Below are 24,089 nucleotides of genomic sequence, written 5' to 3' on the forward strand. Positions count from 1 at the left end.
ACCCAAGGGCATCCCTTAATTCACACCCTCCGGGCAGGCGCACTTCGTGGGCAAGGTATAAAAAAGGAAACGCCGCGGATGCAGCGTCTCCCCTGTACGATACTATGTATAATGATTTACCTATAAGATCAATTATCAATCAGCTTTCCGCCGTCATTCCAGCTGTACAGCTTGCGAAGCTCCGCGCCGACCTTCTCCAGCTGATGATCCGCTTCTCTTCTCCTCATCGCTTTAAAGTGAGGAGCGTTCACCTGGTTCTCTGTCAGCCAATCCTTTGCAAAGGTGCCGTCCTGGATATCGGACAGAATCTTCTTCATGGCTTTCTTAGTCTCGTCGGTGACAATCTTGGGCCCTGTGATATAGTCGCCGTATTCTGCCGTATTGGAAATGGAATATCTCATGCCGGCAAAACCGCTTTCAAAAATCAAGTCCACGATCAGCTTCATCTCATGGATACACTCGAAGTATGCGCTCTCAGGCTCATAGCCTGCTTCCACAAGAGTTTCAAAGCCTGCTTTCATGAGGGCCGTAACGCCGCCGCAGAGAACAGCCTGCTCACCAAACAAATCTGTCTCGGTCTCCTCACGGAACGTAGTCTGCAGAACACCGGCTCTCGCTCCGCCGATCGCCAGCGCGTAAGCCAAAGCCATATCGTGTGCTTTTCCTGTAGCGTCCTGCTGCACTGCGATCAGACAAGGAACACCCTTGCCTTCCTGATACTGGCTCCTTACGGTATGTCCGGGTCCCTTGGGCGCGATCATCGTCACATCCACATCCTTAGGCGGTACGATCTGTCCGAAATGAATGGCGAAGCCATGGGCGAACATCAGCATATTGCCGGCTTCCAGATTGGGCTCGATGGACTCCTTGTACATCTGGGCCTGTTTTTCATCGTTGATCAATACCATGATGATATCTGCTCTTTTGGCCGCTTCTGCCGCGGTATATACTTCAAATCCCTGAGCTTCTGCCTTTGCCCAGGATCTGCTGCCTTCGTAAAGACCGATGATCACCTTGCATCCGGATTCCTTCGCATTGAGGGCATGGGCATGTCCCTGGCTGCCATAACCGATGACCGCGATGGTCTTTCCATCCAGCAGTGATAAGTTACAATCCTCCTGATAATAAATCTTTGCCATAATGTTATCCTCCATAAACATATTGTAATATAAGTAATAAGTTATTGACTCATGGTTATACGGAACCCCTGCCAAGGCCCGTAATGCCTGTCCTGGCCATTTCCCTGATGGTGAAGCCATTGATCAGGCGGATGAACGCGTCTACCTTTGACTGGCTCCCTGTCAGCTCAACAATCATGGAGTCCTCCGACACGTCGACAATCTTCGCCCGGAAAATATTGACGATCGCGAGCACCTGCTCTCTCTCCTCCGGCTCCACGCCCACCTTCATCAGGACCAATTCTCTGCATACCGCGGTGGTATGGGATTCCAGCTTCTTAATATCGATCACATCCACCAGCTTCTCCAGCTGTCTGTGAATCTGCTCCAGGATCTCGTCATCGCCGGTGGCCACTACCGTCATCCTGGAATATACCGGATTCTCCGTAACACCGACCGTCAGGCTGTCAATATTATATCCTCTCCGGCTGAAAAGCCCGGATATCCTGCTCAGCACGCCGGACGTGTTGTCAACCAACAGTGAGAATACTGCTTTGCTCATGCGCATCCTCCTTTACGAAACTTTTTCAATGGTCATTTCCAATTGATTATTCCCATAATAGCATACCGTTTCATGAATTTCAATCGATGTTCCCCTTTTTTTGTTATATTTCACTGCTAATTCTATATCTATTAGTTATGGCTTTTATTCTCAACGCGCATATTTCCTGTATACCAGTTCCTGTATATTTCCCGGAATTCTTCCCATACTAAAACCAGATAAGGAAAGAGAGGGATGAATATGGAAGATCAGAAAGACCGGCAGCCCGGACGGCCTGGCCCGCAGAATGTGTCCGGTGAACGCTCCAACGGAGCTTACGCCAAAAGAGATGCCGCCGAAAAAGGACTCCCCACCACAGACGGCTCTGACGCGGAAATCCGCCAATACTCCGACTATGACGGAGCGAACAAACCCGTGCCCGATAACAACCCGTTTTGGGAGAACGGCGGGAATCCTTTAAGCTCTAAGGGAAATTAAAGAAATCCCTAATAATCTTCACGTTTTTTTTAGAATCCATACAAATTCTAGTCACATTTGCTTGCTATACTTGAATCATCAAAAGAAGTTGATAACAAATAAGACGCGCGCGACCGTTATCAGCTTCGCCAAACAACAACTACCATTTATATAGATTGTCTTTTTCATACTCAGCCGGCGTTTACACGCCGGCTACTCCTCTTTTCTCGGCTGGATCAGCCTTTTTCCCGACAATGCTTTTTCGAGCGTGCGGTACAGCACCTCCGGCTCCACCGGCTTTGTGAGATAACCGTTTATCCCGGCTTCCTCCGCCTTTTTCGCCTCCTGCCAGAAAGCGTTGGCCGTCATGGCGATTATCGGTATGGTCTGTGCGTCCGCCCGGTCAAGGCTGCGAATACGGCTGGCGGCCTCCAGGCCGCTCATCACCGGCATCCGGATATCCATCAGGACTGCATGGAAATATCCCGGCTGTGCATGCTCGAACACAGAAACGGCCTCTGCACCGTTCCAGGCACTTTCAACCAGCAGATTCTTCATCTCAAGAAGACTTTTGGCAATCTCCATATTCAACTCATTGTCCTCCACCAAAAGAACCCGTTTTCCGGAAAAATCCACTTTGGCTTCCGGTTCCGGCCTGTTCTTCCGCGCAGGCATTTCTCCTGTCTCATCCTCCATCCGTTCCAACGGAACCGTTACAATAAAGCAGCTCCCTTTATCTTTCTCACTTTCCACAGAAATCTGCCCATTCATCAGGCGCACCAGATTCTGGGTGATGGAAAGCCCCAGCCCGCTCCCCTCAAAGACTCGTCCGCCCTCCAGATGTTCCTGTTCAAACGGCTCAAACAGACGCTCCCTAAATTCTTTCGACATGCCGATGCCGTCGTCTTTTACACAGAACACAAGCTTTTCCCGCCCTGCCTCTGCCGAGGCCCTGTCAATGCGCAGAGAAATATGTCCTCTTTCTTTAGTATACTTCATGGAATTTCCAAGCAGGTTCATGAGGACCTGCTGGATACGCAGAGAATCTCCCATATACCGGCGTCCCACATCCGGCGAGACTTCCACGGTAAATTCCTGCTCTTTTCTCTTACTCTGCTCCTCGCAGATCACCGTGAGCTGTTCAAGCAGCCCATTCAGATCAAACGGCTTCAGGTCCAGCTCCATTTTGCCGTTTTCTATCCGGGACATATCCAGCACATCATTGATAAGGGACAGCAGAAATTTTGCCGACACCCCGATTTTTTCCAGACAGTCTGCAATCTTATCCGGCTTCTCTAAGTTTTCCGCCGCAATGGCCGTCATACCCAGAATGGCATTCATGGGGCTTCGTATATCGTGAGACATCCTGGATAGAAACTCCGATTTCGCCACGCTCGCCTGATTGGCAAGATTTAAAGCCTCTCTCAGCTCCTCGTTTTTTCTTTCCTCTTCTTTTCTGGCGTCATCGATGTTCTTCACATAGACCATGATCCGGATCTCGTCTTCATCCCGGTACAGAAGCTGGACCTGAACGGAAAACCAGCGGTACTTGCCGTCGGCACATAGCTCCGGCACCTCCAGGCTGAGTTCTTTCTTTTCCCCGCACTCAAATGCCTTCTTTATGCTGGGAATGTCCAGTTTCTCTTTATATGCCGCTTTATAATCCGGATGGATTTTCGTATTGATGCACCATTCCACATGCTTTTCCAGGTTGACGCTGGCCCTTTTGTCGTATAGGATATCATCTGTCTGTTTCCAGAACCGAAAATAACCGGAATTAAGCTCCGCCTCATATATGGTATCGTAAAAGCTGTTGACCGCGGCGACAAACCGGGTATCGGCATTTTTCTTCTCTCTCTGTGCTTTCCTAAGCTCATCAATATCCCGGAAGGTCAGAAACACCTTATAATCGCCGCTCAAATCGTTATCCATGACGATTCCGATGAGCTCACACCAGCGGTATTCCCCTTCTGAATTCCGTCGGCGAAGCTCCATATTCAGCTGCCTCTTCCCTTCTTCAATCTGCTTTCGCATGTTTGGGATTGTAAACATCTCAAAAAATTTTTTCCGGTTATCCGGATGGACCAAACGTTCCCCATACATTCGGTTAAACTGGGCAAAATCTTCCTGCTCCTCCAGGGAATTCATCGCCTCATCCGATTTCCTGGCAATAAATTTTCCCGTTTTCATATCCACAAGAAGCAGTTCTCCGAACAAAGAGACCATACTGTTTGTCATCATTCTGGTCTCCTGTTCCAAGGTTTTCCTTTTATCGATGGTGGACAGCAAAAAAACAGTCATCCTGTCCCCGCTCTCATCCTCCGTCATCGGAAGCGCCTGCATGGATATCCAATGATACTGTCCATCCTTTCCTATGCGGCGTCCCTCCCTGTAAACAGGGCCGGCGTCCTCCGCGGAAAACTCCCGGATCAGATTCTCCCGTCCGAAATGACGCGCAAACCCGTCCCGGTCATCCGAATGAAGCGTTCGCAGGAATTCCTTTTCAAAGCCTTCCCGGCTCTGTTGTCTTGCGGCCTCATACATCCCGCTCTCCCTAACCATTACAATCTTATCTCTGGTAAGATTCATATAGACGATCTCATCAAAGGCTTTCCCAAGCAGGGCATCCATTGTCATATCCATGACCATCTGCCGGTCCTTCATGACGCCTTTTTTGCCGGGCACAGCGGTGACCACATACGCCGGAGTCTTTTCTTCTCCCCACTCTATGGAAGCTGTGTGAGTTTCCACATCTTTCCCAAAAAGACCGCCATAAAGCTTTCCCGCCCCGGCCTCCGGCACAAGTGACTTAGCCGCTTCGCTGCAAAAGAGGATACGATTGTCTTCTTTTCGCACCACGATCACTGCTGCATCTGCATGGCCGTTTATCTGCGATTCTTTCGTAAACACGGACATTGAATACCCCCTCTCCCTGCCATAAGGGCTTACGATCATACCTGACGGTTCAAATACAGATTCAGCTTTCGCACCAGCAGGACCGGATCCAGTCCATGTTCCAGAGCCGCCTCTTCAATCGTCTCTCCGCCGGCGGCAGCGCATCCAATACAGTGCATGCCGGCCTGGGCCAGGATAGCGGCCGCCCTCTCATCCTTTTCCAATAGTTCACTGATCAGCATATTTTTTTCAATCATTATTCTCCCCCATTCCAGAAAAGGCTGTACCAGAACTCTGGCACAGCCTCCTGCCGTTTTTATTCTTTTTATTTGATGACCTTTATCCATCCCTCCGGGGCTTCTATGCGCCCCATCTGAATACCGGTCAGCGTATCGTAAAGCTTCTTTGTTACAGTCCCCATTTCCGTCATGCCGCTGGGCAGGCAGATTTCCTTTCCGTGATCCACGATCTTTCCGACCGGCGAAATGACAGCGGCCGTACCGCACAGGCCGCACTCTGCAAAATCCTTTACCTCATCGAAAAATACTTCTCTCTCTTCCACTTCCAGGCCCAGATATTCTTTCGCCACATATATCAGGGAACGGCGGGTGATGGAAGGCAGGATACTGTCGGACTTAGGCGTGACCACCTTATTGTCCTTCGTCACAAACAGGAAGTTCGCGCCGCCGGTCTCCTCCACCTTCGTCCTGGTCTTCGGGTCTAAGTACATATTTTCGTCGTATCCTTCCTGATGGGCGGATACGATTGCATGTAAGCTCATTGCATAGTTTAAGCCTGCCTTGATATCTCCTGTTCCACAAGGAGCTGCACGGTCAAAATCGCTGACACGGATAGTCAGGGGCTTCACACCGCCCTTGAAATAAGGGCCCACCGGGGTGCAGAAGATACGGAACTGGAATTCATCCGCAGGCTTTACACCGATCACGGCATTGCTTCCAAACATATACGGGCGCAGATACAGAGTCGCTCCGGAACCAAAGGGAGGAACATATGCTTCATTGGCTTCCACTACCTTTGCTACCGCGTCGACAAAACGCTCTTTCGGGAAAACAGGCATCTCCAGACGCTTCGCGGAAGACACCATGCGCTCCGCATTCAGATCAGGGCGGAACGTTACAATATGGCCGTCCTCCGTCGTATATGCCTTCAATCCCTCAAAGCAGGTCTGTGCATACTGAAGGACGCAGGCGCATTCGCTAATGGTCACGGCAGCATCGGAAATCAGAGCGCCCTCATCCCATTTACCGTTCTTGTAATTGGAAACATATCTCTTGTCAGTCTCCATGTAGGCAAATCCAAGATTGCCCCAGTCAATGTTTTTCTTTTCCATCACAATTCTCCATTCTGCTGTCTATCAGCGTATCAATTTTTCTTATGGGTTATTATAACTCACCTCATCGAGATTTTCCACAAGAATTTTCGTTCTGCCAGATTTTCTGCAAAGACCGTCAGGCCTCCTCCTGATTGGGATGTTTAATGATCTCAGGCCTCGGTGATATCTCTCCGGCCTTCATCAGGGCGATCTTCGTCATCATAGGTCCTGCCAGTTCATAGATCAGCACAGAAAACAGGGTGATATTCCGAATCAGGCGTCCGGTCTCACCCATGGTCTGAGTCACGCTCATGGACATCCCCAGGGCCACTCCTGCCTGCGGAAGCAGCGTAATACCCAGGTATTTGCAGATATTTCTATCACACTTCATCCATTTTGCTCCGCCCAAGGCTCCCAGGCATTTTCCGCCGGAGCGGGCGATGATATAGGCAATGCCGATGCCGACGATGGCCACGTTCTGGAACACGCCAAGCTCCAGCTCCGCCCCGCTCAAGACGAAGAACAGGATAAAGAGAGGCGCTGTCCACTTATCCGCCCTGGCCATCATATCCTCCGAAAAATCACAGATATTGCAGAAGATCGTTCCAAGCATCATACAGACTAACAGGGACGAAAAGCCTATCTCGATCCCGCCCACATTGAATTTCATCATGGACAGAGCCACCGTGAAGATCACAAAGGTGATGACAATGGAAAGACGTTTGCTGTTGGATTCAAAATAGCGTTCCGCAATGGTCAGGAGCCCTCCCATGAGTGAACCCAGGAGCAGGGACAGGACCACCTCCAAAAGGGGTTCTACCAGCACTGACATGATATCCACAGTGCCGCTGCCAAGCGCCCTCGCCACGCCGGATGAAACAGCGAACACCACAAGCCCTATGGCGTCATCCAGGGCCACGATCGGCAGCAGGAGCTTAGTCAGCGGGCCCTTTGCTTTATACTGACGGACCACCATCAGCGTGGCAGCCGGTGCCGTGGCCGTGGCTATGGCCCCCAGGACCAGGGCCATGGGCAGGCTGATCACAGAAGGCATCAGGAAATGGAGCCCGATCATAACGGCATCCACCAGCACCGTAGCCGCCAACGCCTGGGTAAAAGCGATCACCGCCGCCTGCTTCCCAATCTTCTTAAGCTGAGACAGGCGGAATTCATTTCCGATATCAAACGCAATGAAGCCTAGGGCAACATCGCTGAAAATAGAATACTGTTTTACGTGTTCCGTCGAAAGGAAACCAAGACCTGTGATTCCGAGCTGTCCCAATACATAAGGGCCCACCAGAATACCGGCGACTAAATATGCGGTCACGGCCGGCAGCTTAAAAACTTTCGCGGCACGTGACATCAAGAGCCCTGCCAGCAGGGCGATGCTAAGACTGAATAGTTGTTCCATACTTTTTCCTCTTTTCTTTTTCTGCTCTTCTCAATTTGTCCATTGCAAATTATAGCGCAGAATCAGAAAAAATCAAGTAAATTAAACTACACGCCTTTTTTGGCACACCATTCTTCCAAAGGGCACTCGGCACAGCGTGCCTTCCTGGCGGTACAAACGGCCCGCCCATGATAGATGAGCTGGAAGTTGATCCGTATCCAATGCTCCTTGGGAAGACGTTCCTTCAGTTCTTTTTCCACTGTCTCCGACGTCTTTCCCTCTGCCCAGCCCAGGCGTCTGGAGATTCGGAACACATGGGTATCCACCGTAACGCCTGGAATTCCATAGGCATCCGATAAAAACAGATTGGCGGTCTTCCGCCCTACGCCCGCCAGCTTTAAAAGCTCCTCCATGGTATCCGGCACCGCTCCCCCGTACTGCTCCACCAGCTGACCGCAGCATTTCTTGATATTTTTCGCCTTATTTTTATAAAGCCCCACCGACTGGATATAACGCTCGATTTCCTCCACCGGCGCATCTGCCATGGCCTCCACCGTATTAAATCGTTCAAAAAAAGCCGGTATCGCCTCGTCTACCTGCTTGTCCGTGCTCTGTGCGCTCAGCATGATGGCCAGAAGAAGCTGCCACGGCTCGCTGTGAAAAAAATTCTGTTTTTCCACTCCATAAATCTCATCCAGCTTATCCAAGATCTTCTGAAGCTTTTCCTTTTCTGTCATTTTCGTTTTCCTTTCTTTTGTACATTCTGCTTACCCTTCCGCAACCATAAAACCGGGGCAGGCGGCAAGCCTGTCCCGGTCCGGTTCCGACAGATGTCTATATCTAAATATATGAGACAACCTTACAATAATTTCCGGGAATCGGTTCGATTACCACCCCGTGGGCCTCATCCCGGGCGTGCACACACATGCCCCCGCCCACATACATCACCACATGGTAGATCATACCATTTTCATCGGCATAAAAAGCCAGATCGCCAGGCTGCATATCGGCTGCCGCCACTTCTCGTCCTCCGGCCGCCTGCTGACGGGTGGTCCGGCCTATGGATACGCCAAATTCCGCATATACGCTCATGGTAAGGCCGGAGCAGTCAACACCGCTTCCCAAATCTGTCCCGCCCCAAACATAGGAAAGGCCTGCGTGACTCTGGGCTTTAGCCACCACCGCCGCCCGAAGCCCCGTCGTCTCCGGAGTGACGGCAGACCAAAGAGAAAACAGTTCCGGATGCTCCATTCTGTCAATTTCATTCTGTTCCGCCAGCTGTGTCATGAAATCCGGCGCGTCTTCCGCCAGGCCTGCGGCTTCCCTGGCAGCCTTTTCTTCTTCCGTAACGACTGTAAGCCGGCAGTCTTCTCCCCTTACAAATCCCAGACCATCCAACTCCAAAAGTCCGTCCCAGACCGATGCCACATTCCAGAGAGAGCCGGTGGGGCCCTCCTGTTCCTGTCCATACCGCATCTCCGTAGTGGCATAGACCGCGGCCCTGGTATCCTGCCCGATATCCGCATATACTCTTCCGGTGGCCATCAAATATTCCTGCAGCGCATCACCGTGGAGGAAATAATCATATTTAACATACCCGGCCGTTCCTTCCGGCAGGCTGATCTGGCACCAGAGCTTTGTCCCCGACTCGTTCTCTGCTTCTCCTTCCGTCACCTGGTTACATTCCAATATCTGTCCCGGATAAACCTCTGCGATAATCTCCGCGTCCATCTTCGGCTCTGTTCTCACGTTCACACACTCGCCGGCCGACACCAAAAACTTGTCAAATGCCGCGCAGTATCCAGTTTCCGCCCTTGCCGGCAGAGCTGCTCCCACAAGCAGCGCCGCAAGAAGAATCATCGCAAATCCTGTTCTCTTTCTCATCCTGTCATTCCACCGTCCGATATCTTTTTTTGTCTCTCCGACTATGGTAACACAATTTGCCGCGCAGCACAAGAAGACTCCTGAAACATCCCGATATTCCTAAGTCCTGAAGCTTAGCGCGCTGCGATCTGTCCTCTCCCCAGCCTATTCACCCAATAGAAAAAAGGAAGTCTGTTCCTGTCATATCTAACTGTACTGTGTCTTCTCCTCTACGGAAATGGGATTTACATGCACCATGCAGTGTTTCACCTCCGGAAACTGTCTTTCAATGGAGCCATGAACGCTTTCCGCGATTTCATGGGAATCCTTCAGAGTCAGATTCTCATCCGCGGCTATCTCTATGTCAACGTATGCCTTTGCCCCAAACATTCGGGTGCGGATGTCGTCTATTTCCACGACTCCCTGGCTGTTTAAGGCTACGTTCCTCATACTCTGGACTGTCGCCTCGTCACATGACTTATCAACCATTTTATTGACGGCATCTCTAAAGATGTTCAAAGCCGCCTTAAGGATGAATACACAAATAATTACGCTGGCCAGCGGATCCATCACCGGGAATCCCATCCGAGCTCCTAAAATTCCGGCAAAGGAACCAATGGAAGAAAGAGCGTCTGAACGATGGTGCCAGGCGTCTGCCATCAGCGCCCCGGAATTAATCTTCTTCGCGGCAGACCTCGTATACCAATACATCCATTCCTTCACCACTACGGACAACACTGCGGCTGTCAGCGCCAGCATGCCGGGTATCCGCATAGCTTCTGCACTTCCGGACACGATCTTTTGTATCCCTCTGATTCCAATGCCGGCGCCGGTGGCGAACAAGATCACGGCCAAAATGACCGAGGCTACACATTCCAGACGTTCGTGACCATATGGATGTTCCTTATCTGATTTTTTTCTGGATACGGATATACCGATTATGACAATCACCGTGCTGAAAACATCGGATGCCGAATGTACCGCGTCGGAGATCATAGCCCCGGAATATGCTGCAATTCCCGCAATCAGTTTAAATACTGATAAAATCAAGTTCACTGCGATGCTGATAACGGATACTCGTACGGCTATCTTTTTATCCTTGGAATCTTCTTCATGAATCATATCGATTCCCTCCATTCCTGACCAATGAACCAACCCCTGAAATAATAAAAAGCACCTATGGAACAATTGAAATAAACCACTGTCCCACAGATGCTGCTGTTCACCTGCTCAATTTCAATAATTTTCACAGTTTATCTGATAACAGCCCTTCGGGCATCCGCATACGGGACAGATCTCCGGCGCACACGCTCCATAATGGATATATCCGCAGTTTAGGCACACCCATACCGCGTCCTTTCGTTTACAGAACGCCTCATTATCTCTTATATTCTCGGCCAGTCCATCAAACCGATAGTCATGGTGCCTTTCGATTTCTGCCACCTCCCGAAACAGCCTGGCAATATCTGAATATCCCTCTTCTTCCGCCGTGACGGCAAATTTCAGATACATACTGCGCCATTCCCGGCTCTCTCCTCTGCAGGAATTTTCCAGGTTTTCCAGAGTATCGGGGATCTTCCCTCCCTCCAGCAGCTTCAGCCATATTTCCGCATGGGCCATTTCATTCCATGAAGTTTCCTCAAAAATATTTCCTATCTGCTGATAACCGTCTTTTCTGGCTTTTCTTCCAAATATCCGGTATTTTGCGCTGGCCTTCAGTTCTCCTTCATACGCTTTCTTAAGATTCTCGTACGTCGTACAGTCTTTAAAGCCCATGGAACGCACCAAAAATTCGTTTTATAAAAATTGTATTCGGCCTCTCCGATATATGTGCCGGCAATCTGTTTCAAAATCACAAAAGATACTGTCGTTCAAATCAGATTCTTTCAAAAATTCTTTCCGTACAGAGCTTTTCTCGAATCGCTTTAAAATCCTCTTTCGTCTCTGCCATTTTCGTATCATCCCTTAAAATCGCGGACGGATGATACACGGCTGTCAGCCAGGTATTTTTCCGGTAAAGAAACTGTCCGTGTTCTCTGGTGATCCGAAAGTCCGGGCGGATGATCCTCTGCGCTGCGATCCTGCCCAGGCAGACAATAACCTTCGGCCGTATCAAAAGCGTTTCATATTTTAAATAGGGAATACATGCCTCCTGCTCATCCGGTTCTGGATCCCGGTTCCTGGGAGGATGGCACTTCACCACATTGGTCAGATAAATTTCATCCCGTCCCATCCCTACTGAGGCCAAAAGCTCATCAAATATTTTTCCTGAGGGGCCTGTAAACGGAATTCCGTCCCTGTCCTCCTGATATCCGGGAGCCTCCGCAATAAACATAACGGAAGAATGGAAATTTCCTCTTCCCATTACAGATTTGTTTCTGGTGGCGGACAGCGGGCACCGCGAACAATGCTCCACAAAATGTTTTAGTTCTTCATAGCTATACATAATCTATCTTTCCTCTTTTGTGAATATCTGTTTTACTTGAATCCTGTGTACATTGATACACAGGAAAAGTATAGCACAAAATTACGGATTTGGCGATTTAGGTTCAAAGCCGGCGGATCCAGTTGATGCCAACGATTACTCCTGTGATCAAAAGTATCCCCACGCCTGAAATGAAGAACCAGGCGTGTACCCCTATCTTTTCTGCTATCGGGCTTCCCACCAAAAGGCCGGCCGGCATGGCCAAAGACCCAATCAGTCCGAGCAGAGAGAACGCTCTCCCCATTTTTTCCGGCGCTATGGTCTCCTGCATATATGCCGTCATCGGTATGGTATGCACATTCCCGAATGCACCCATAAAGGAACACGTCACGGTAAATATAATCCATCCGGTGAAAACCGGAGGAACGAGCCCGCATACTGCAGAAGTAATTCCTATACCAAACAGCCCGGCATAGGATACTCCAATCTTATGTTTGACCTTCAGCACACTTCCAAACAACAGCGCCGTCACCATCATCCCCGCCGCAAAACCCATCTCCACAACGCTTCCGTGGAAAGCGGACAGCTTAAAAAAGCTGCTCGTCATCAGAGGATAAAAGGTAGACAGCGGCGCAAAGAAGAACATGCACAGAGCCTGTGCTGTTACCAGCATGAACAGTTTCCTGTCCCCCCGGTATACTCCTATCCCTTCCTTGAATTGTGTCAGGAAGCCCGCCTTTTCCGTTTCTTTATGCTGGAGCCTCGGCACTTTGACGAGTGCCAGCGCTCCGCTGGCAAATGCCGCTCCGATCACATCTGTGAGCAAGATCACATACATCGGCGCTGCGGCATACAAAGCTGCCCCGATCACAGGCCCCAGGATAAATGAACCCGAGGTCATGAGCTGGGTCCAGCCGTTTGCCTTTATCAGCTGTTCGGACGGCACCAGCTGCGGGATTATGGATTGTATAGCCGGCTGCTGAAAGGTATTTCCAACGCCCCGCGCACATAAGACTGCCAGTACGGTCCATATGGGAATGTCCATAAAATAAAGCACCGCCGCGTACAAAAGAGCCAGTATTCCCATGGACATATCCGATATGATACTTATGGCTTTTCGATTATAGCGGTCCGCGGCCACTCCCGCAAAGGGGCTCAAAAACGTCATTGGAAGGAACGCTACGATCCCCGCCAGCCCCATCATGACAGGCGAAGAGGTCCTCTCTGCCAGCCACCAGATCAATGCAAATTGGACTGCTGAGCTTCCGATCAGGGAAACCGCCTGCCCAAATGCAATGATAAAAAATGTCTTTTTCCATCCTCTGTTTTGCAACATCATATTTCTCCTATGGTCATGTAGAAAAATTGTTATTATACCTTGCCGCACGAAGTGCGCCTGCCCGGAGGGCGTGTATTAAGGGATACCCTTGGGTATGATATAAAATACTTTTTGGAATCATTTTTAATTAATTTTGATTAAGCATCCGTTTATCACCGGCAGAAGTTCCGGGCCGTCACGATTTCGGTTCGCTGGCGATGCAGGGGCCGCTTTATCCCCGCTCCGGCAGTACCGCTCACATGTCGACAGGTAATCCTGATGATTTCCTGTCTCCGGTTCGCTCAGAAACGGAATCGGCATTTTTCGTTTCTGCCTACCTCTGCCTGGGGAACACCGGCCTCCGCCCTGCGGCGCTCACCTTTAGGCCAGCCCGGAATCTTTCTGCCGGTGTCCTACCCGCCGCACCTTTTCGGATAATCTCGGTTCCCTTGATTCCAGAAAAGGATTGGATATCCACACGGCCCGCGCGCCTTATGGCAGCGGGCTGCGGTGGACCGCTCCAATGGTTTTTAAAACACGCGGAAGCCTTATGTCGGTGCGGAAAGAGGAGCAGGGGGAATGATTCGATCCCATCGTAAGGCGAGCGCCGCAAAGGCGTTGGCAGAATTTTCCCGGACGCAGGGAGGCAAAAATCGCATATCATGCGGATTTTTGTTGGAATCTGACATGGAAAAATATCGATTTATCCATGTCAGTTGGAAAGGACCGACTGGAGGCCGTAAAAATTCTGGTTACGGCTGCCAGCGAGCCGCCTGGATGGGATCGGATTTCCTCCTGTCTCATCTGATTCATAAGACAAATTTGTTTTAAAAGTATTCAAAGGTATACCCAAGGGTATCCCTTAATTCACGCCCTTCGGGCAGGCGCACTTCGTGCGGCAAGGTATATAAAAATAGACGACCTCATCATTTGAGATCGTCTGCCTGCTTATTTTTACGATTATCAGAAATATATATTCAAATAGAATATACCTCTCCATCCGCCGTCCGGAAACAAAGTCTTTCGCCCATAGCTAAAACATAAGCAGCCTGACTCGCCTATCCGCAAAATAAGTACAACAAAAATCCCCCATGATATGAGAGTATCCATTCATTGTCCATTATCTTAAACGCATAGACGACATCAAGCCACCTCCTTTTCTACAATGTAGTCACTATAACAAATCTTTCGCCGTCAGACAAGTCTTTTTACAACTTTTTTAAATATTTTTCCCGGAATTCCGGTTCCGGAAGAGGCTTAGAAAACAAATAGCCCTGTCCAGTGTCACAGGAATACTGTTTCAAAAGCTCCAGCTGACGTTCTGTCTCGATTCCTTCTGCCACACATGTTACATTCCCGATACTTTTGCACATAGCGATCATATGTTCCACCACCAGACAGGCTGTCTCATTTTTATCAATATTTTTGATCAGGCTCCGGTCAAGCTTGAGTTCAGCAAAATTCATGTTCGTAAAAATAGCCAGGTTAGAGTTCTCAGAGCCAAAGTCATCCAGTACAAAGCGAAAATCATGTTCTGCAAATTCGCGCATCAGCTGTCGCAAAACATGGGCGTTTATCTTATTTATGCTCTCTGTCGTCTCAATTGCCAGAAGTTCCGGTTTAATCTGATAGCGGTCCCGGATATCTGCCAGCTTCTTCACTACATTCACCCCCATCAGGCTGATGCGGGAAAAGTTTATGGATATGGGAACGCAGGAATACCCCGCCTCTCTCCAGGCTGCCAGAATCCGGCAGGCTTCCTCGAACACATACATATCCAGATGCTGGATGACCCGCTCCGCTTCGTACAGAGAAATAAATTTATCAGGAAAAATAATCCCTCCGTCAGGGTCTTTCTTCCTCACCAGCGCCTCCGCACTGTGAAGAACGCCGTCTTTCAGTCTGAACTGCGGCTGCAGATACACCTGAAAGCTATTCTGCTCGATCTCTCTTCTCATTTCTCTGCCGATGGCTTTATGATGTATACTCTTACAGCCTTCCGGCCTGCTGTAGTAAAGTTGTTTTTCAGAATACATCATGTAATCGCTTTTCGCAATCTGAACCTCTGCGTCCACATCTCCCTCAATAAAGTTGGAACCCATTGAAAAGTCACAGATTCCTTTCTCCTCCTTATACTGAAGAAGCTTCCGTACCTTCTCATCAAATTCTTCCCTGCTGCCGTTTACAGACAACGCGACGAATTCATCGCCGCCGATTCGATATGCATGCTCAGAAAATATGGTCTTCAGCCCATATGCCACATTTTGGATCATCCTGTCCCCATATTCATGCCCATAGCTGTCATTTGCCAGCTTCAAGTCGTTAATATCAATGAACACAACTCCCAGAGAATCCGGGCACTCCTTCTGCAGACGTCCGACAACCTCCATATAGCGGTTCCGGTTTCCAATCCCTGTCAGGGAATCCACATGTCCCTGTTCCCGGAACCGTTCAATCATTTTTCGCTTTGATATATCGTTTTGAATGAAATATGATACCGATTTAAGCAGCCCAGAAAGTTCAGTTCCCCAGGATGGATTCTCTACACCGATGAATCCGGTATTTTTCTCCCCTATCTGGAGCGGTACAGCCATCATGCTCTTTATCCCCTGCGATTCAAGCAGCTGATACTCCACGGGATAATCCTTCTTCCATTTAGAGCCAGGGCCGATATAAAACTCACCTTTTTCTCTGAACAGTCCCTGCCACGGCTCAGCCTCGCGGAGAGGGAGCTTCTGGAGATCATCAATCTCTGACGGCACACCGTCTCTGCACCACTCGTAGGTATTGGATAGGATCTGCCTCTTTCTGTCATATTCAAATAAGCAGGATCTGTCTGCCCCGTAAAACTCTCCGATAATGCGAAGCAGTTCATTGATTGCTTTTCCCATATCCAGATTATCCGACAGCGTATGAATGCACTTCACCAAAGTTTCTTCAATGGACAATTGAAGCTCCAGATTTCTCGCCACAGCCTCTGCCTCTGTCACATCCGCACAGATCTCCAGTCTCAGTTTCCTTCCGCCGAACTCTACGAGCTTGTCATATAGACGGTAATGCCGCCCCAAAAGCTTATTATAATGCTTCCATACATAAAAATTGTCTTTCTTAAGAGTCGCATTTGTGCAAAAAGGACACGGTGTCTCCCGGTCCTGAAACAGCTTATAGCACGGCTGCCCCTTCCATTCCTCTCCTGTTATCCCGAAGTTTTTTCTGGCAGACCTGTTCAGATAGACAATTTCATAGGTCTCCGGTTCCGATATGTATATCATGTTCTCTGTTTCATCCAGAATAAGAGAATTGATTTCATTGATATCCGTCTCCATGTCCGTACCTCTTGCTCAACAGTTTTTCCTGACGCAGCGTTATCCTGTCATTCACACTCCGGTCTTCTGCATCACATCCATTGAGACATTCTTATTATATTCTCTAAGTATATACTTTTTGACATGGATAATCAAGGACAGAACATGTCCGATACCACGGCTATCTTCCTTTAGGCTTTTTATTCAGTTTTAATACAAGATTCCGCTGTTTTGCCATATCCTGAAACAGCTCTGCTGCCTGAACCGCTTTTTGTTTCATACACCGGACATCTGGTCCTTCCGCCTCTGTCAGCCGTATCATTACATCCTTTATATCCTCCAGATCCAGCAGATTGACCGCCAGGCAAAAAAAGCTTTTGCGGCGTCCATCATTATAATTTTTCAGCAGAAACGACAGAATCTCCGCTTTCTGCACCTGTTCGGAATGGTATGCTTCCGATCCTATTTTCTGAAAACGTTCCATATCCTTCCGCCGGTTCCTATGGGTTATAAAGGAATCATACTCATCTATCCTGTCATACCTTTCACATGGAAACTCCCCGCACAGATGACAATACTCCAGCTTTCCGTGCTGCAGACTGCACTTTGCAGCCCCACACGCCTGGTTTCCTTCCCCTCCGCCGCACCCGGGACAATAATGGTACAGAAACATGGGGCAGAGCCTGCAGTTAAGGCCGCACAATGAAAAGCTCAGGTCCTCTCTCTTAAAATCCTTCAACGGACATTCCTCCAAAACTTCTGTCAATCCTTCCAGTTCCACCATTTAAGCTTTTCCGGATCATGCTCTTCATTAGAAGCATAGTATACTGCACACCGGTATACGTAAAGCTGGCACCGGTCAATATGACACCCCCTCAGCAGACACTCCTTTTCATATATAGCCTCAGGATCTTCATCCTTAAGTGATTCCACTGTAAAATAACCAAGCATCTGAAGATCTTTTTCCGTTTCTTTTCCCACACCCGGAATCTTTCTCAGCTCACCCACATTCTCACCTCGCTGTCAGTCCTTTTTTATTGTCTTGCAACGGGTCCCTATCAGAGTCTTTACATCTGACAGGGTCTGTAAATCTTTTACCTCTATCATCAGCCACCGGCTTCCGTTAAATGGGTTTGCACCTGCATATAAATCTTTTACATAAGAAGTACATGCTGTAAGCAGAAGCTCTGCCTCCGGAGCCTCTTTCCTGCCGATGGAGACCATGCAGGTAAAAAAGCCCTCTTCCGGATACAGGGTGCAGAGAGCCTTCCCGCTCTTTTTATACTTCACATTCCACCCAGGCTTTCCGGAACAGCGGCTGTATTCAATCTTTGGAGATACGCCGTAACTGTCCTCCAGGTGTCCGCACAGCTCTTTCCAGAGAGGCGTCTGTATATAATTTGTTATCTGGCACATGTCAGGCTGGCTGTCCGGACCATATATCTGATTCCACTCCATATTGTGCTCTCCCTTCTGTCTGACTCCAATGGTTCCCGCCATTATTTCCTGCAGCCGCGGACAAATTTCATCGGAACGTCCATTCTCTTCGCTGTCTCTTCTTCCGTAAGCCCACTCTCCAAAAAACGGCGGCAGACCATTTTTATATTTTCCCCTATCTCAATGATATGCATATCCGGGTCATAAATCCGAACCGCTCTCTGCCCCCAGCTGTGTTCACACGCCGGATGTACATAATGAATCTCCTCCATGGAATCCAGTTTTGCAAGAAATCCGTCGAAATCATCTTCCTCAAAGTAAAGCTCCGAGTCATTGCTTCCCAGAATAATGTCATTTTCCCCTTTATGGATAAATTCCAGCCAGCTTTCCCTTGTCTGCAGGCAAACGCCTCCTGTCAGCGTGATATTTGAACCAAAGTCCAGAATCACATGCAGCCCCAGCACCTTTTTATAAAACGCGGCGGACTTCTCCATATCTGTAACGATCAACATAGGATTTTTAAACTTCATGATAAACCTCCAGCTCAAATTTTAGAAAAGCCCCGTCGGCAGCGCTTTTCCTCTAGAGTATAACATAACTAACATGACAACTGTATGGCATATTGTACCTTGCCGCACGAAGTGCTCCTGACCGGAGGGCGTGAATTAAGGGATGCCATAGGGTATGATATAAAATACTTTCTGGAATCATTTTTATTTATTTTGATTAAGCATCGGTTTATCACCGGCAGAAGTTCCGGACCGTCACGATTTCGGTTCACTGGCGATGCAGGGACCGCTTTATCCCCGCTCCGGGAGTACCGCTCACATGTCGGCGGGAAATCCGGATGATTTCCCGTCTCCGGTTCGCTCAGAAACGGAATCGGTATTTTTCGTTTCTGCCTCCCTCCGCCTGGGGAACACCGGCCTCTGCCCTGCAGCGCTCACCTTTAGGCCGGCCCGGAATCTTTCCGCCGGTGTCCTGCCCGCCGCACCTTTTCGGATAATCTCGGTTCCCTTGATTCCAGAAAAGGATTGGATATCCACACGGCCCGCGCGCCTGAAGGCTGCGGGCTACGGTGGGCCGCCCCAATGGTTTTTACAACAAATAAGAGCTTATTTCGGTGCGGAAGAAAAAGCAGGAGAAACGATCCGATTTCATCGTAAGGTGAGCGCTGCAAAGGCGTTAGCAGAATCTCGCCGGCCGCAGGGAGGTAAAAACCGAATCTCATGCAGGTTTTTATTGGAATCTGCCATGGAAAAATTAAGGTTTATCCATGGCAGTTGGAAAGGACCGACTGGAGGCCGTAAAGATTCTGGTTACGGCTGCCAGCGAGCCGCCTGGATGGAATTGGATTTCCTCCTGTCCTGCAAATTCAGACAAAGAAAGATTGTTTAAAAGGTATTCAAAGGTATACCTTAATTATCCTCCAGCATAAATCGCCGAATCTCCTCAGCGGCTTTTTCCGCATTGGAATAAATAGCCGGATGACCTCCCGTTTCGAATATGCGAATCTTTGCTCCCGTCTCTTTTGCTATTTCCTCGTACTCCTTTTCAAAATCCTTCCGGATCATATTGTCTTCTCTGCTTCCAAGCAGAAACAGAGGTACCTGAAGCTCCCCGATGGGCCTGCAGAATAAGGGGCTCTCTTCTTCCGCGCACCGCACCAGTGCCCTGGTATCCATATCCACTACCCGTTCCCAATCCGTCCCCTGGCACCACTCATAAAACCAAAGAGCCTGCGCGTCCTTTTTTGCGGCTTTCCGCTCATCCATGAGACTGGCCGCAAACCCTTCCGCAAGCCTCCTGCCGTCGAAGCTGTCCGCCGCCACACGGTCCATCAAATCAGGGCGTTCAAGCGCCGCATTAACCGCCGCCCAGGCGCCGCCGCTGGTTCCCACAAGACCGGCCTTTCCACAGTGCAGATGTTCCAGCAGAGCAATCGTCTGCCTCGCCTCCTCCTGCCATAAATCCACCGGAAATTCATCCAGCCGGTCTGATCTTCCATGCCCCAGAAAATCTATGAGAATTATCTTCATTCCCTCTTCGTAGAGCTGACACAGAGGTTCAAACATTCTGGATGACGCCGTATTGCCATGCAGAAATACCACCGGCTTTCCTTCCCCGTATTCTTTATAATATATTTTTTTACCCTGATACCCAAAATATGACATTTTCTGCCTCCTTTCAAATCCAAATTATGGAGCAAGGCCTTCCAGCCTGCCCGCGCCCTTTTGGTTTTGCTTTCTCCAGATAAGACAGTCAGAAAGAATATTCTTAAGCTGTTCCATGGAAATCGGCTTCGCCAGATGCCCATTCATGCCGGATAAGCGTGAAAGCCTGACATCCTCTGCAAATGCGTCTGCCGTCATGGCAATGATCGGAAGCTCTTCGATCCGTTCCATTCCTGATTTTCGTATTTCTTTTGTCGCCTCATATCCGTTCAGGACCGGCATCTGAATATCCATAAATATGATGTCATAATAAAACGGAGGATGGGTACACACTGCTTCCACCGCTTTTCTTCCGTCTTCCGCCGTCTCCGTCTGTACCCCCATCAATTTAAGCATTTCTGCCGCGATCTGCCGGTTGAGCTCGTTGTCTTCCACCAACAGGGCCCGGATCCCCCGGAAATCCTCTTCCATATCCACTTTTTCCGCCGGCCTCGGCACTGCAGCTTTATCACATTTAATGAGCCGAAGAGTGACGATAAATCGTGAGCCTTTTTCGTACTCACTCTCTACCTGGATATCGCCCCCCATCATCGTGACAAGGTTCTTTACAATGGTCATCCCAAGCCCGGTTCCCACTGTCTTGCTGATACGGCTGTCGTCGGCCCGGCTGAACGGTTCAAAGATATGCTCCAAATATTCTGGCTTCATTCCGATTCCAGTATCCTCAACCGTGAGCCGATAAGTACCAACTTGCATTTCCCTCTTTTCCAGCTCTTCCAAAGACAGAATAATTCTTCCGCCTTCTCCTGTATACTTGGAGGCATTCTCCAGGATATTGACCAGTACCTGCTTCAGCCGTCTCATATCACCAGATACTCGCTCGTGGAGTCCATCGTCCAGCTTGACTGTAAACAGCTGATGCTTTTTTTCAATGGACAGCCGCACCATCTCCGCGGCGTCCCACACCAGATCCCGCAGGTTAAATTCTGTATCTGCCAGCTCCACGGCCCCGCTCTCGATCTTACTGACATCCAAAACCTCGTTGATAAGGCTGAGAAGATGTGCCCCTGAGTCTGCTATCTTATCCAGGTAATCCCGCAGCCGGGTTTCATCTCCCACGTAAAGCTGTGCCAGCTCTGTCATTCCGATGATTGCATTCATCGGAGTCCGAATATCGTGACTCATCCTGGACAAAAAATCGCTCTTCGCCTGATTGGCTCTTTCTGCTTTTTGAAGTGCGTCTTCAAGGAGCTGCTTCGCACGTCGTTCTTTCTCCAGCGCCTCCTCCTGCATCCGCCGTTCCTCGTCGATATTCCTGGATAAAGTAATCTCTATCAGATCATCGGTATATGGGCTCTCTACCCGCACTACTTGAGTGAAATTCCAGTGATAGATCCCATCCTCTCCCATGTGCGGAACCTTCATGGTTATAATGCGCTCTCCCCCAGAAAAAGCTTCCATTAGAGATTTCCTTGAAAATTTCCGGATAAATTCTTCCTGATGGTCTGGCCGAACCGTGGAATATTCATGGATGATGAGATCGTCAAAGCTTCCGCCGCTGCCTGGATTTTTGACTGGAAATCGCTCATATTCAAGCATTCGATAGGTATTCTGGGTCAGGTTGACCGCGATCAGCATCTGGTACGCTCGTCTGGCCGCTGTGGCCAATTGGCTGATTTCCAGACTCCGTTTCTGTTCCAGCAGGTATTCCTCCTGAATATCGCGGAAGACCAGAACACACCAGCACTCCTCTGTCTCCGCCTGCTCGATCCTGGCCGCGGTAAATTCCACCATATGATAGGTGCCGTCGTTAGTCATCCGACGCAGCCTTTTGGATACCTGCTTTTTCCCGCTTTGAAATATCCGCAGCATCGCTTCCCTGGAAAATGATTCATTAAAAATCTCCAAATCTTCCGGATGGACAGCCTTTTCCGCATAGTTCTGATTTTCCGCAGCGAAACTGCCCTGTTCCGGAATATCGGTCCACATCATATCTTTCTGGCAGTTGACATAGTAGTCGGCGGTCAGATTGGCAATGATACATTCATCGAAAACGGTCACCAGACTCTTCGCGTACATCTGTTCAATTTTTTTCGTTCCCTGTTCCTCCTCAAAATTCAGCCTGTGAGGAGCAGCCGTTATCACAACGGCCTGAATATGCCCGTCCCACACGATTCGGCTGGCAGTGACGTCAACCGTGATTTTAAGCATGGAATCATAGCAGACGATATGGCAGGACGAGGCGTCTCCCAAACCGCCGAGAGGACAATTGGCACACACTTCAGGCCAAACCTCATGGCACCTGGCGCCCAGCACAGCCTTTCCTCGCCCCGTCTCCTGACAGCGCCGGTTAAAATACAACAACCGGTGGCTATTCTCCTCAATCACATAGATACTCATCTCCGTCAACGCATCCAGTAAATTCGCCAAATCGTCAGCAAACATGGCTCTTCCTCTCCATCCCGGCAATCCATTGCCCCAGTGCATCCTTCTCGTACCATTTTCCACAGCGTATCCTTCTCAAAGCAGGACAGCTCCGGATATATTACGTTTATTTTATCACAAATGCAGGAGTATTACTATTGATTCCAATGTCAAAAGACGTGTTTTAAGCAGAGCTTAGGAAACTGCCGCCTCTGAGTGGTCTGGATAATATAAAAAATAATTTTTTCCTTTTTTACTTGCTTTTCTCTCAATGATGTGATATGGTAAGAATGTATTTTTTAATAAGATATTGATTCACATATTTTTGTAAGTCATTGTTCTGTTAATGATTTACAAAAATATGTGATTTTTTTCTTTTAAAAATGCAATAAAATATAGGAGGTACCAACATGAATAACGGTACAGTAAAATGGTTCAACAGCGAAAAAGGATATGGTTTTATTACGAATGACGCAACTGGCGAGGATGTATTCGTACATTTTTCCGGAATCGTATCAGACGGTTTTAAGTCATTGGAGGACGGACAGAAGGTCACATTTGACACAACCCAGGGAAACCGCGGCACACAGGCAGTTAATGTCTGCGCTGCATAATCGCAGTCTCTTACTACAGACTTGAAAGAAATCTGCCGTGCATTTAAAATGCACGGCATTTTTTATAGGATTCTTTGTCCATACTTCCAGTACCGCGAGCTGCTCCGGCGTATGGAACCACCTCCGTTAATCTCAATGGTTTCTGTATTCATGTTGCTTCCTTTACGTCATCAGAGCAGGATATCCAGATCAGACTTTTCATACCGGTTATGGCCTCGCCTGTTTTTTTTATTGTTCCAGCACAGGATCGCATCTTTTAAAGACCTTCCTTTATTATCCTCGAAAAAATCTCGGATATAAGTATTGTATTCAAACTGACTGCCAATCTCCGTTTTTACCTTTGTCTTTGCTTTCTTTTCTCCCATTATCCGATAATAAGCCTCTGTCGCCTGGCGATAGGTCTTTCCCGAATTTTCCTTCAGCCACCTCTGAAAAGCAACATTAAAGGTAAAACTGTTTCCTATACGTTCCTTAAAAAATGCCCGATGCTTCTCCGAGCACACAAAGTCAGATTCCACCTTCCTCTCATCTGTGATCTCACCGTCAATTGTCTTTTTCCGGGATACCGCCGCCGGCTTCAGAATCTCGCCGGTGTCCAGAAAATGGGCAATCCGGTCCGTTATCTCAACTTTCCCGCCTGAGGCAGACAGCCCATTTCTCCTGCAAAATTCCACAAGCTCTTCCTTCCGGTGATAATAGCTGCGGAAGCTCTCTCCATCCAGATCGTCCTTCCATTCAAAACGGTCTGTCATCTTCTTCGCCCTTTCTGTCTGAT

The 24,089-nt window shown here is 48.9% G+C and carries 25 protein-coding genes; 2 read left to right on the top strand and 23 right to left on the bottom strand.

Annotation, left to right across the window (positions count from 1 at the left end):
- Positions 1-128: 128 nt before the first annotated feature.
- A complete protein-coding gene (ilvC, locus tag H9Q78_RS03960) occupies positions 129-1,139 on the bottom strand; it encodes a ketol-acid reductoisomerase (RefSeq protein WP_249303708.1) in 1,011 nt (336 codons plus the stop codon).
- A 55-nt stretch (positions 1,140-1,194) separates the two neighbouring features.
- A complete protein-coding gene (ilvN, locus tag H9Q78_RS03965; RefSeq protein WP_249303709.1) occupies positions 1,195-1,680 on the bottom strand; it encodes an acetolactate synthase small subunit in 486 nt (161 codons plus the stop codon).
- Positions 1,681-1,920: 240 nt separating this feature from the next.
- Between ilvN and H9Q78_RS03970 the strand changes: the two genes are divergently transcribed.
- Complete coding sequence (locus H9Q78_RS03970; RefSeq protein WP_249303710.1) at positions 1,921-2,157, top strand: hypothetical protein; 237 nt, start codon at positions 1,921-1,923, stop codon at positions 2,155-2,157.
- A 192-nt stretch (positions 2,158-2,349) separates the two neighbouring features.
- Here H9Q78_RS03970 and H9Q78_RS03975 read toward each other — a convergent pair whose 3' ends face one another.
- From H9Q78_RS03975 to H9Q78_RS04070, 20 genes are all read right to left on the bottom strand, one after another.
- Entirely contained in the window at positions 2,350-5,052 is a 2,703-nt protein-coding gene (locus tag H9Q78_RS03975) for an ATP-binding protein (RefSeq protein ID WP_249303711.1), read from the bottom strand.
- Positions 5,053-5,087: 35 nt separating this feature from the next.
- A complete protein-coding gene (locus H9Q78_RS03980) occupies positions 5,088-5,288 on the bottom strand; it encodes a DUF1858 domain-containing protein (RefSeq protein WP_249303712.1) in 201 nt (66 codons plus the stop codon).
- Positions 5,289-5,356: 68 nt separating this feature from the next.
- A complete protein-coding gene (locus H9Q78_RS03985) occupies positions 5,357-6,382 on the bottom strand; it encodes a branched-chain amino acid aminotransferase (RefSeq protein ID WP_249303713.1) in 1,026 nt (341 codons plus the stop codon).
- Positions 6,383-6,500: 118 nt separating this feature from the next.
- Complete coding sequence (locus H9Q78_RS03990; RefSeq protein WP_249303715.1) at positions 6,501-7,775, bottom strand: cation:proton antiporter; 1,275 nt, start codon at positions 7,773-7,775, stop codon at positions 6,501-6,503.
- A gap of 86 nt (positions 7,776-7,861) precedes the next feature.
- Positions 7,862-8,491 carry an endonuclease III gene (gene nth / locus H9Q78_RS03995; RefSeq protein ID WP_249303716.1) on the bottom strand — a complete coding sequence of 210 codons (630 nt, stop codon included), beginning with the start codon at positions 8,489-8,491 and terminating at the stop codon, positions 7,862-7,864.
- 103 nt (positions 8,492-8,594) lie between these two features.
- Positions 8,595-9,638: a C40 family peptidase gene (locus H9Q78_RS04000; RefSeq protein WP_249303717.1), complete on the bottom strand. Its 1,044-nt coding sequence runs from the start codon at positions 9,636-9,638 to the stop codon at positions 8,595-8,597.
- 186 nt (positions 9,639-9,824) lie between these two features.
- Positions 9,825-10,739: a cation diffusion facilitator family transporter gene (locus H9Q78_RS04005; RefSeq protein WP_249303718.1), complete on the bottom strand. Its 915-nt coding sequence runs from the start codon at positions 10,737-10,739 to the stop codon at positions 9,825-9,827.
- A gap of 114 nt (positions 10,740-10,853) precedes the next feature.
- Positions 10,854-11,393 carry a rubrerythrin family protein gene (locus H9Q78_RS04010; RefSeq protein WP_249303719.1) on the bottom strand — a complete coding sequence of 180 codons (540 nt, stop codon included), beginning with the start codon at positions 11,391-11,393 and terminating at the stop codon, positions 10,854-10,856.
- A 100-nt stretch (positions 11,394-11,493) separates the two neighbouring features.
- Positions 11,494-12,063: a uracil-DNA glycosylase gene (locus H9Q78_RS04015; protein ID WP_249303720.1), complete on the bottom strand. Its 570-nt coding sequence runs from the start codon at positions 12,061-12,063 to the stop codon at positions 11,494-11,496.
- 103 nt (positions 12,064-12,166) lie between these two features.
- The gene (locus H9Q78_RS04020; RefSeq protein WP_249303721.1) at positions 12,167-13,381 is read right to left on the bottom strand and encodes an MFS transporter; all 1,215 of its coding nucleotides are present in this window, start codon (positions 13,379-13,381) and stop codon (positions 12,167-12,169) included.
- 123 nt (positions 13,382-13,504) lie between these two features.
- Entirely contained in the window at positions 13,505-13,681 is a 177-nt protein-coding gene (locus tag H9Q78_RS04025; protein ID WP_249303722.1) for a hypothetical protein, read from the bottom strand.
- Between the two features lie 13 nt (positions 13,682-13,694).
- Positions 13,695-13,838 carry a hypothetical protein gene (locus H9Q78_RS04030; RefSeq protein WP_249303723.1) on the bottom strand — a complete coding sequence of 48 codons (144 nt, stop codon included), beginning with the start codon at positions 13,836-13,838 and terminating at the stop codon, positions 13,695-13,697.
- Positions 13,839-14,568: 730 nt separating this feature from the next.
- Complete coding sequence (locus H9Q78_RS04035; protein ID WP_249303724.1) at positions 14,569-16,686, bottom strand: sensor domain-containing phosphodiesterase; 2,118 nt, start codon at positions 16,684-16,686, stop codon at positions 14,569-14,571.
- Between the two features lie 160 nt (positions 16,687-16,846).
- Positions 16,847-17,404, bottom strand: coding sequence for a DUF3795 domain-containing protein (locus H9Q78_RS04040; RefSeq protein WP_249304728.1), 558 nt, complete (start codon positions 17,402-17,404; stop codon positions 16,847-16,849).
- Positions 17,405-17,427: 23 nt separating this feature from the next.
- A complete protein-coding gene (locus H9Q78_RS04045; protein ID WP_249303725.1) occupies positions 17,428-17,673 on the bottom strand; it encodes a helix-hairpin-helix domain-containing protein in 246 nt (81 codons plus the stop codon).
- Between the two features lie 15 nt (positions 17,674-17,688).
- Positions 17,689-18,123, bottom strand: coding sequence for a DUF3788 domain-containing protein (locus H9Q78_RS04050; RefSeq protein ID WP_249303726.1), 435 nt, complete (start codon positions 18,121-18,123; stop codon positions 17,689-17,691).
- 41 nt (positions 18,124-18,164) lie between these two features.
- Positions 18,165-18,632 (bottom strand): VOC family protein, encoded by a 468-nt coding sequence (locus H9Q78_RS04055; RefSeq protein WP_249303727.1) that lies wholly within the window; start codon positions 18,630-18,632, stop codon positions 18,165-18,167.
- Positions 18,633-18,926: 294 nt separating this feature from the next.
- Positions 18,927-19,148 (bottom strand): hypothetical protein, encoded by a 222-nt coding sequence (locus H9Q78_RS04060; protein ID WP_249303729.1) that lies wholly within the window; start codon positions 19,146-19,148, stop codon positions 18,927-18,929.
- Between the two features lie 372 nt (positions 19,149-19,520).
- Positions 19,521-20,276, bottom strand: a complete 756-nt coding sequence (locus H9Q78_RS04065) for an alpha/beta fold hydrolase (protein WP_249303730.1) — start codon at positions 20,274-20,276, stop codon at positions 19,521-19,523.
- Between the two features lie 24 nt (positions 20,277-20,300).
- Positions 20,301-22,721: a PAS domain-containing hybrid sensor histidine kinase/response regulator gene (locus tag H9Q78_RS04070; protein WP_249304729.1), complete on the bottom strand. Its 2,421-nt coding sequence runs from the start codon at positions 22,719-22,721 to the stop codon at positions 20,301-20,303.
- Positions 22,722-23,110: 389 nt separating this feature from the next.
- Here H9Q78_RS04070 and H9Q78_RS04075 point away from each other — a divergent pair, with 389 nt between their 5' ends.
- A complete protein-coding gene (locus H9Q78_RS04075) occupies positions 23,111-23,314 on the top strand; it encodes a cold-shock protein (protein ID WP_147596995.1) in 204 nt (67 codons plus the stop codon).
- Positions 23,315-23,484: 170 nt separating this feature from the next.
- Here the strand turns inward: H9Q78_RS04075 and H9Q78_RS04080 are convergent, their stop codons facing one another.
- Positions 23,485-24,066 (bottom strand): DUF6434 domain-containing protein, encoded by a 582-nt coding sequence (locus H9Q78_RS04080; protein WP_249303731.1) that lies wholly within the window; start codon positions 24,064-24,066, stop codon positions 23,485-23,487.
- Between the last annotated feature and the right edge of the window lie 23 nt (positions 24,067-24,089).

The sequence above is a fragment of the Qiania dongpingensis genome (genome assembly GCF_014337195.1).
In the GTDB taxonomy this organism is placed as follows: domain Bacteria; phylum Bacillota; class Clostridia; order Lachnospirales; family Lachnospiraceae; genus Lientehia; species Lientehia dongpingensis.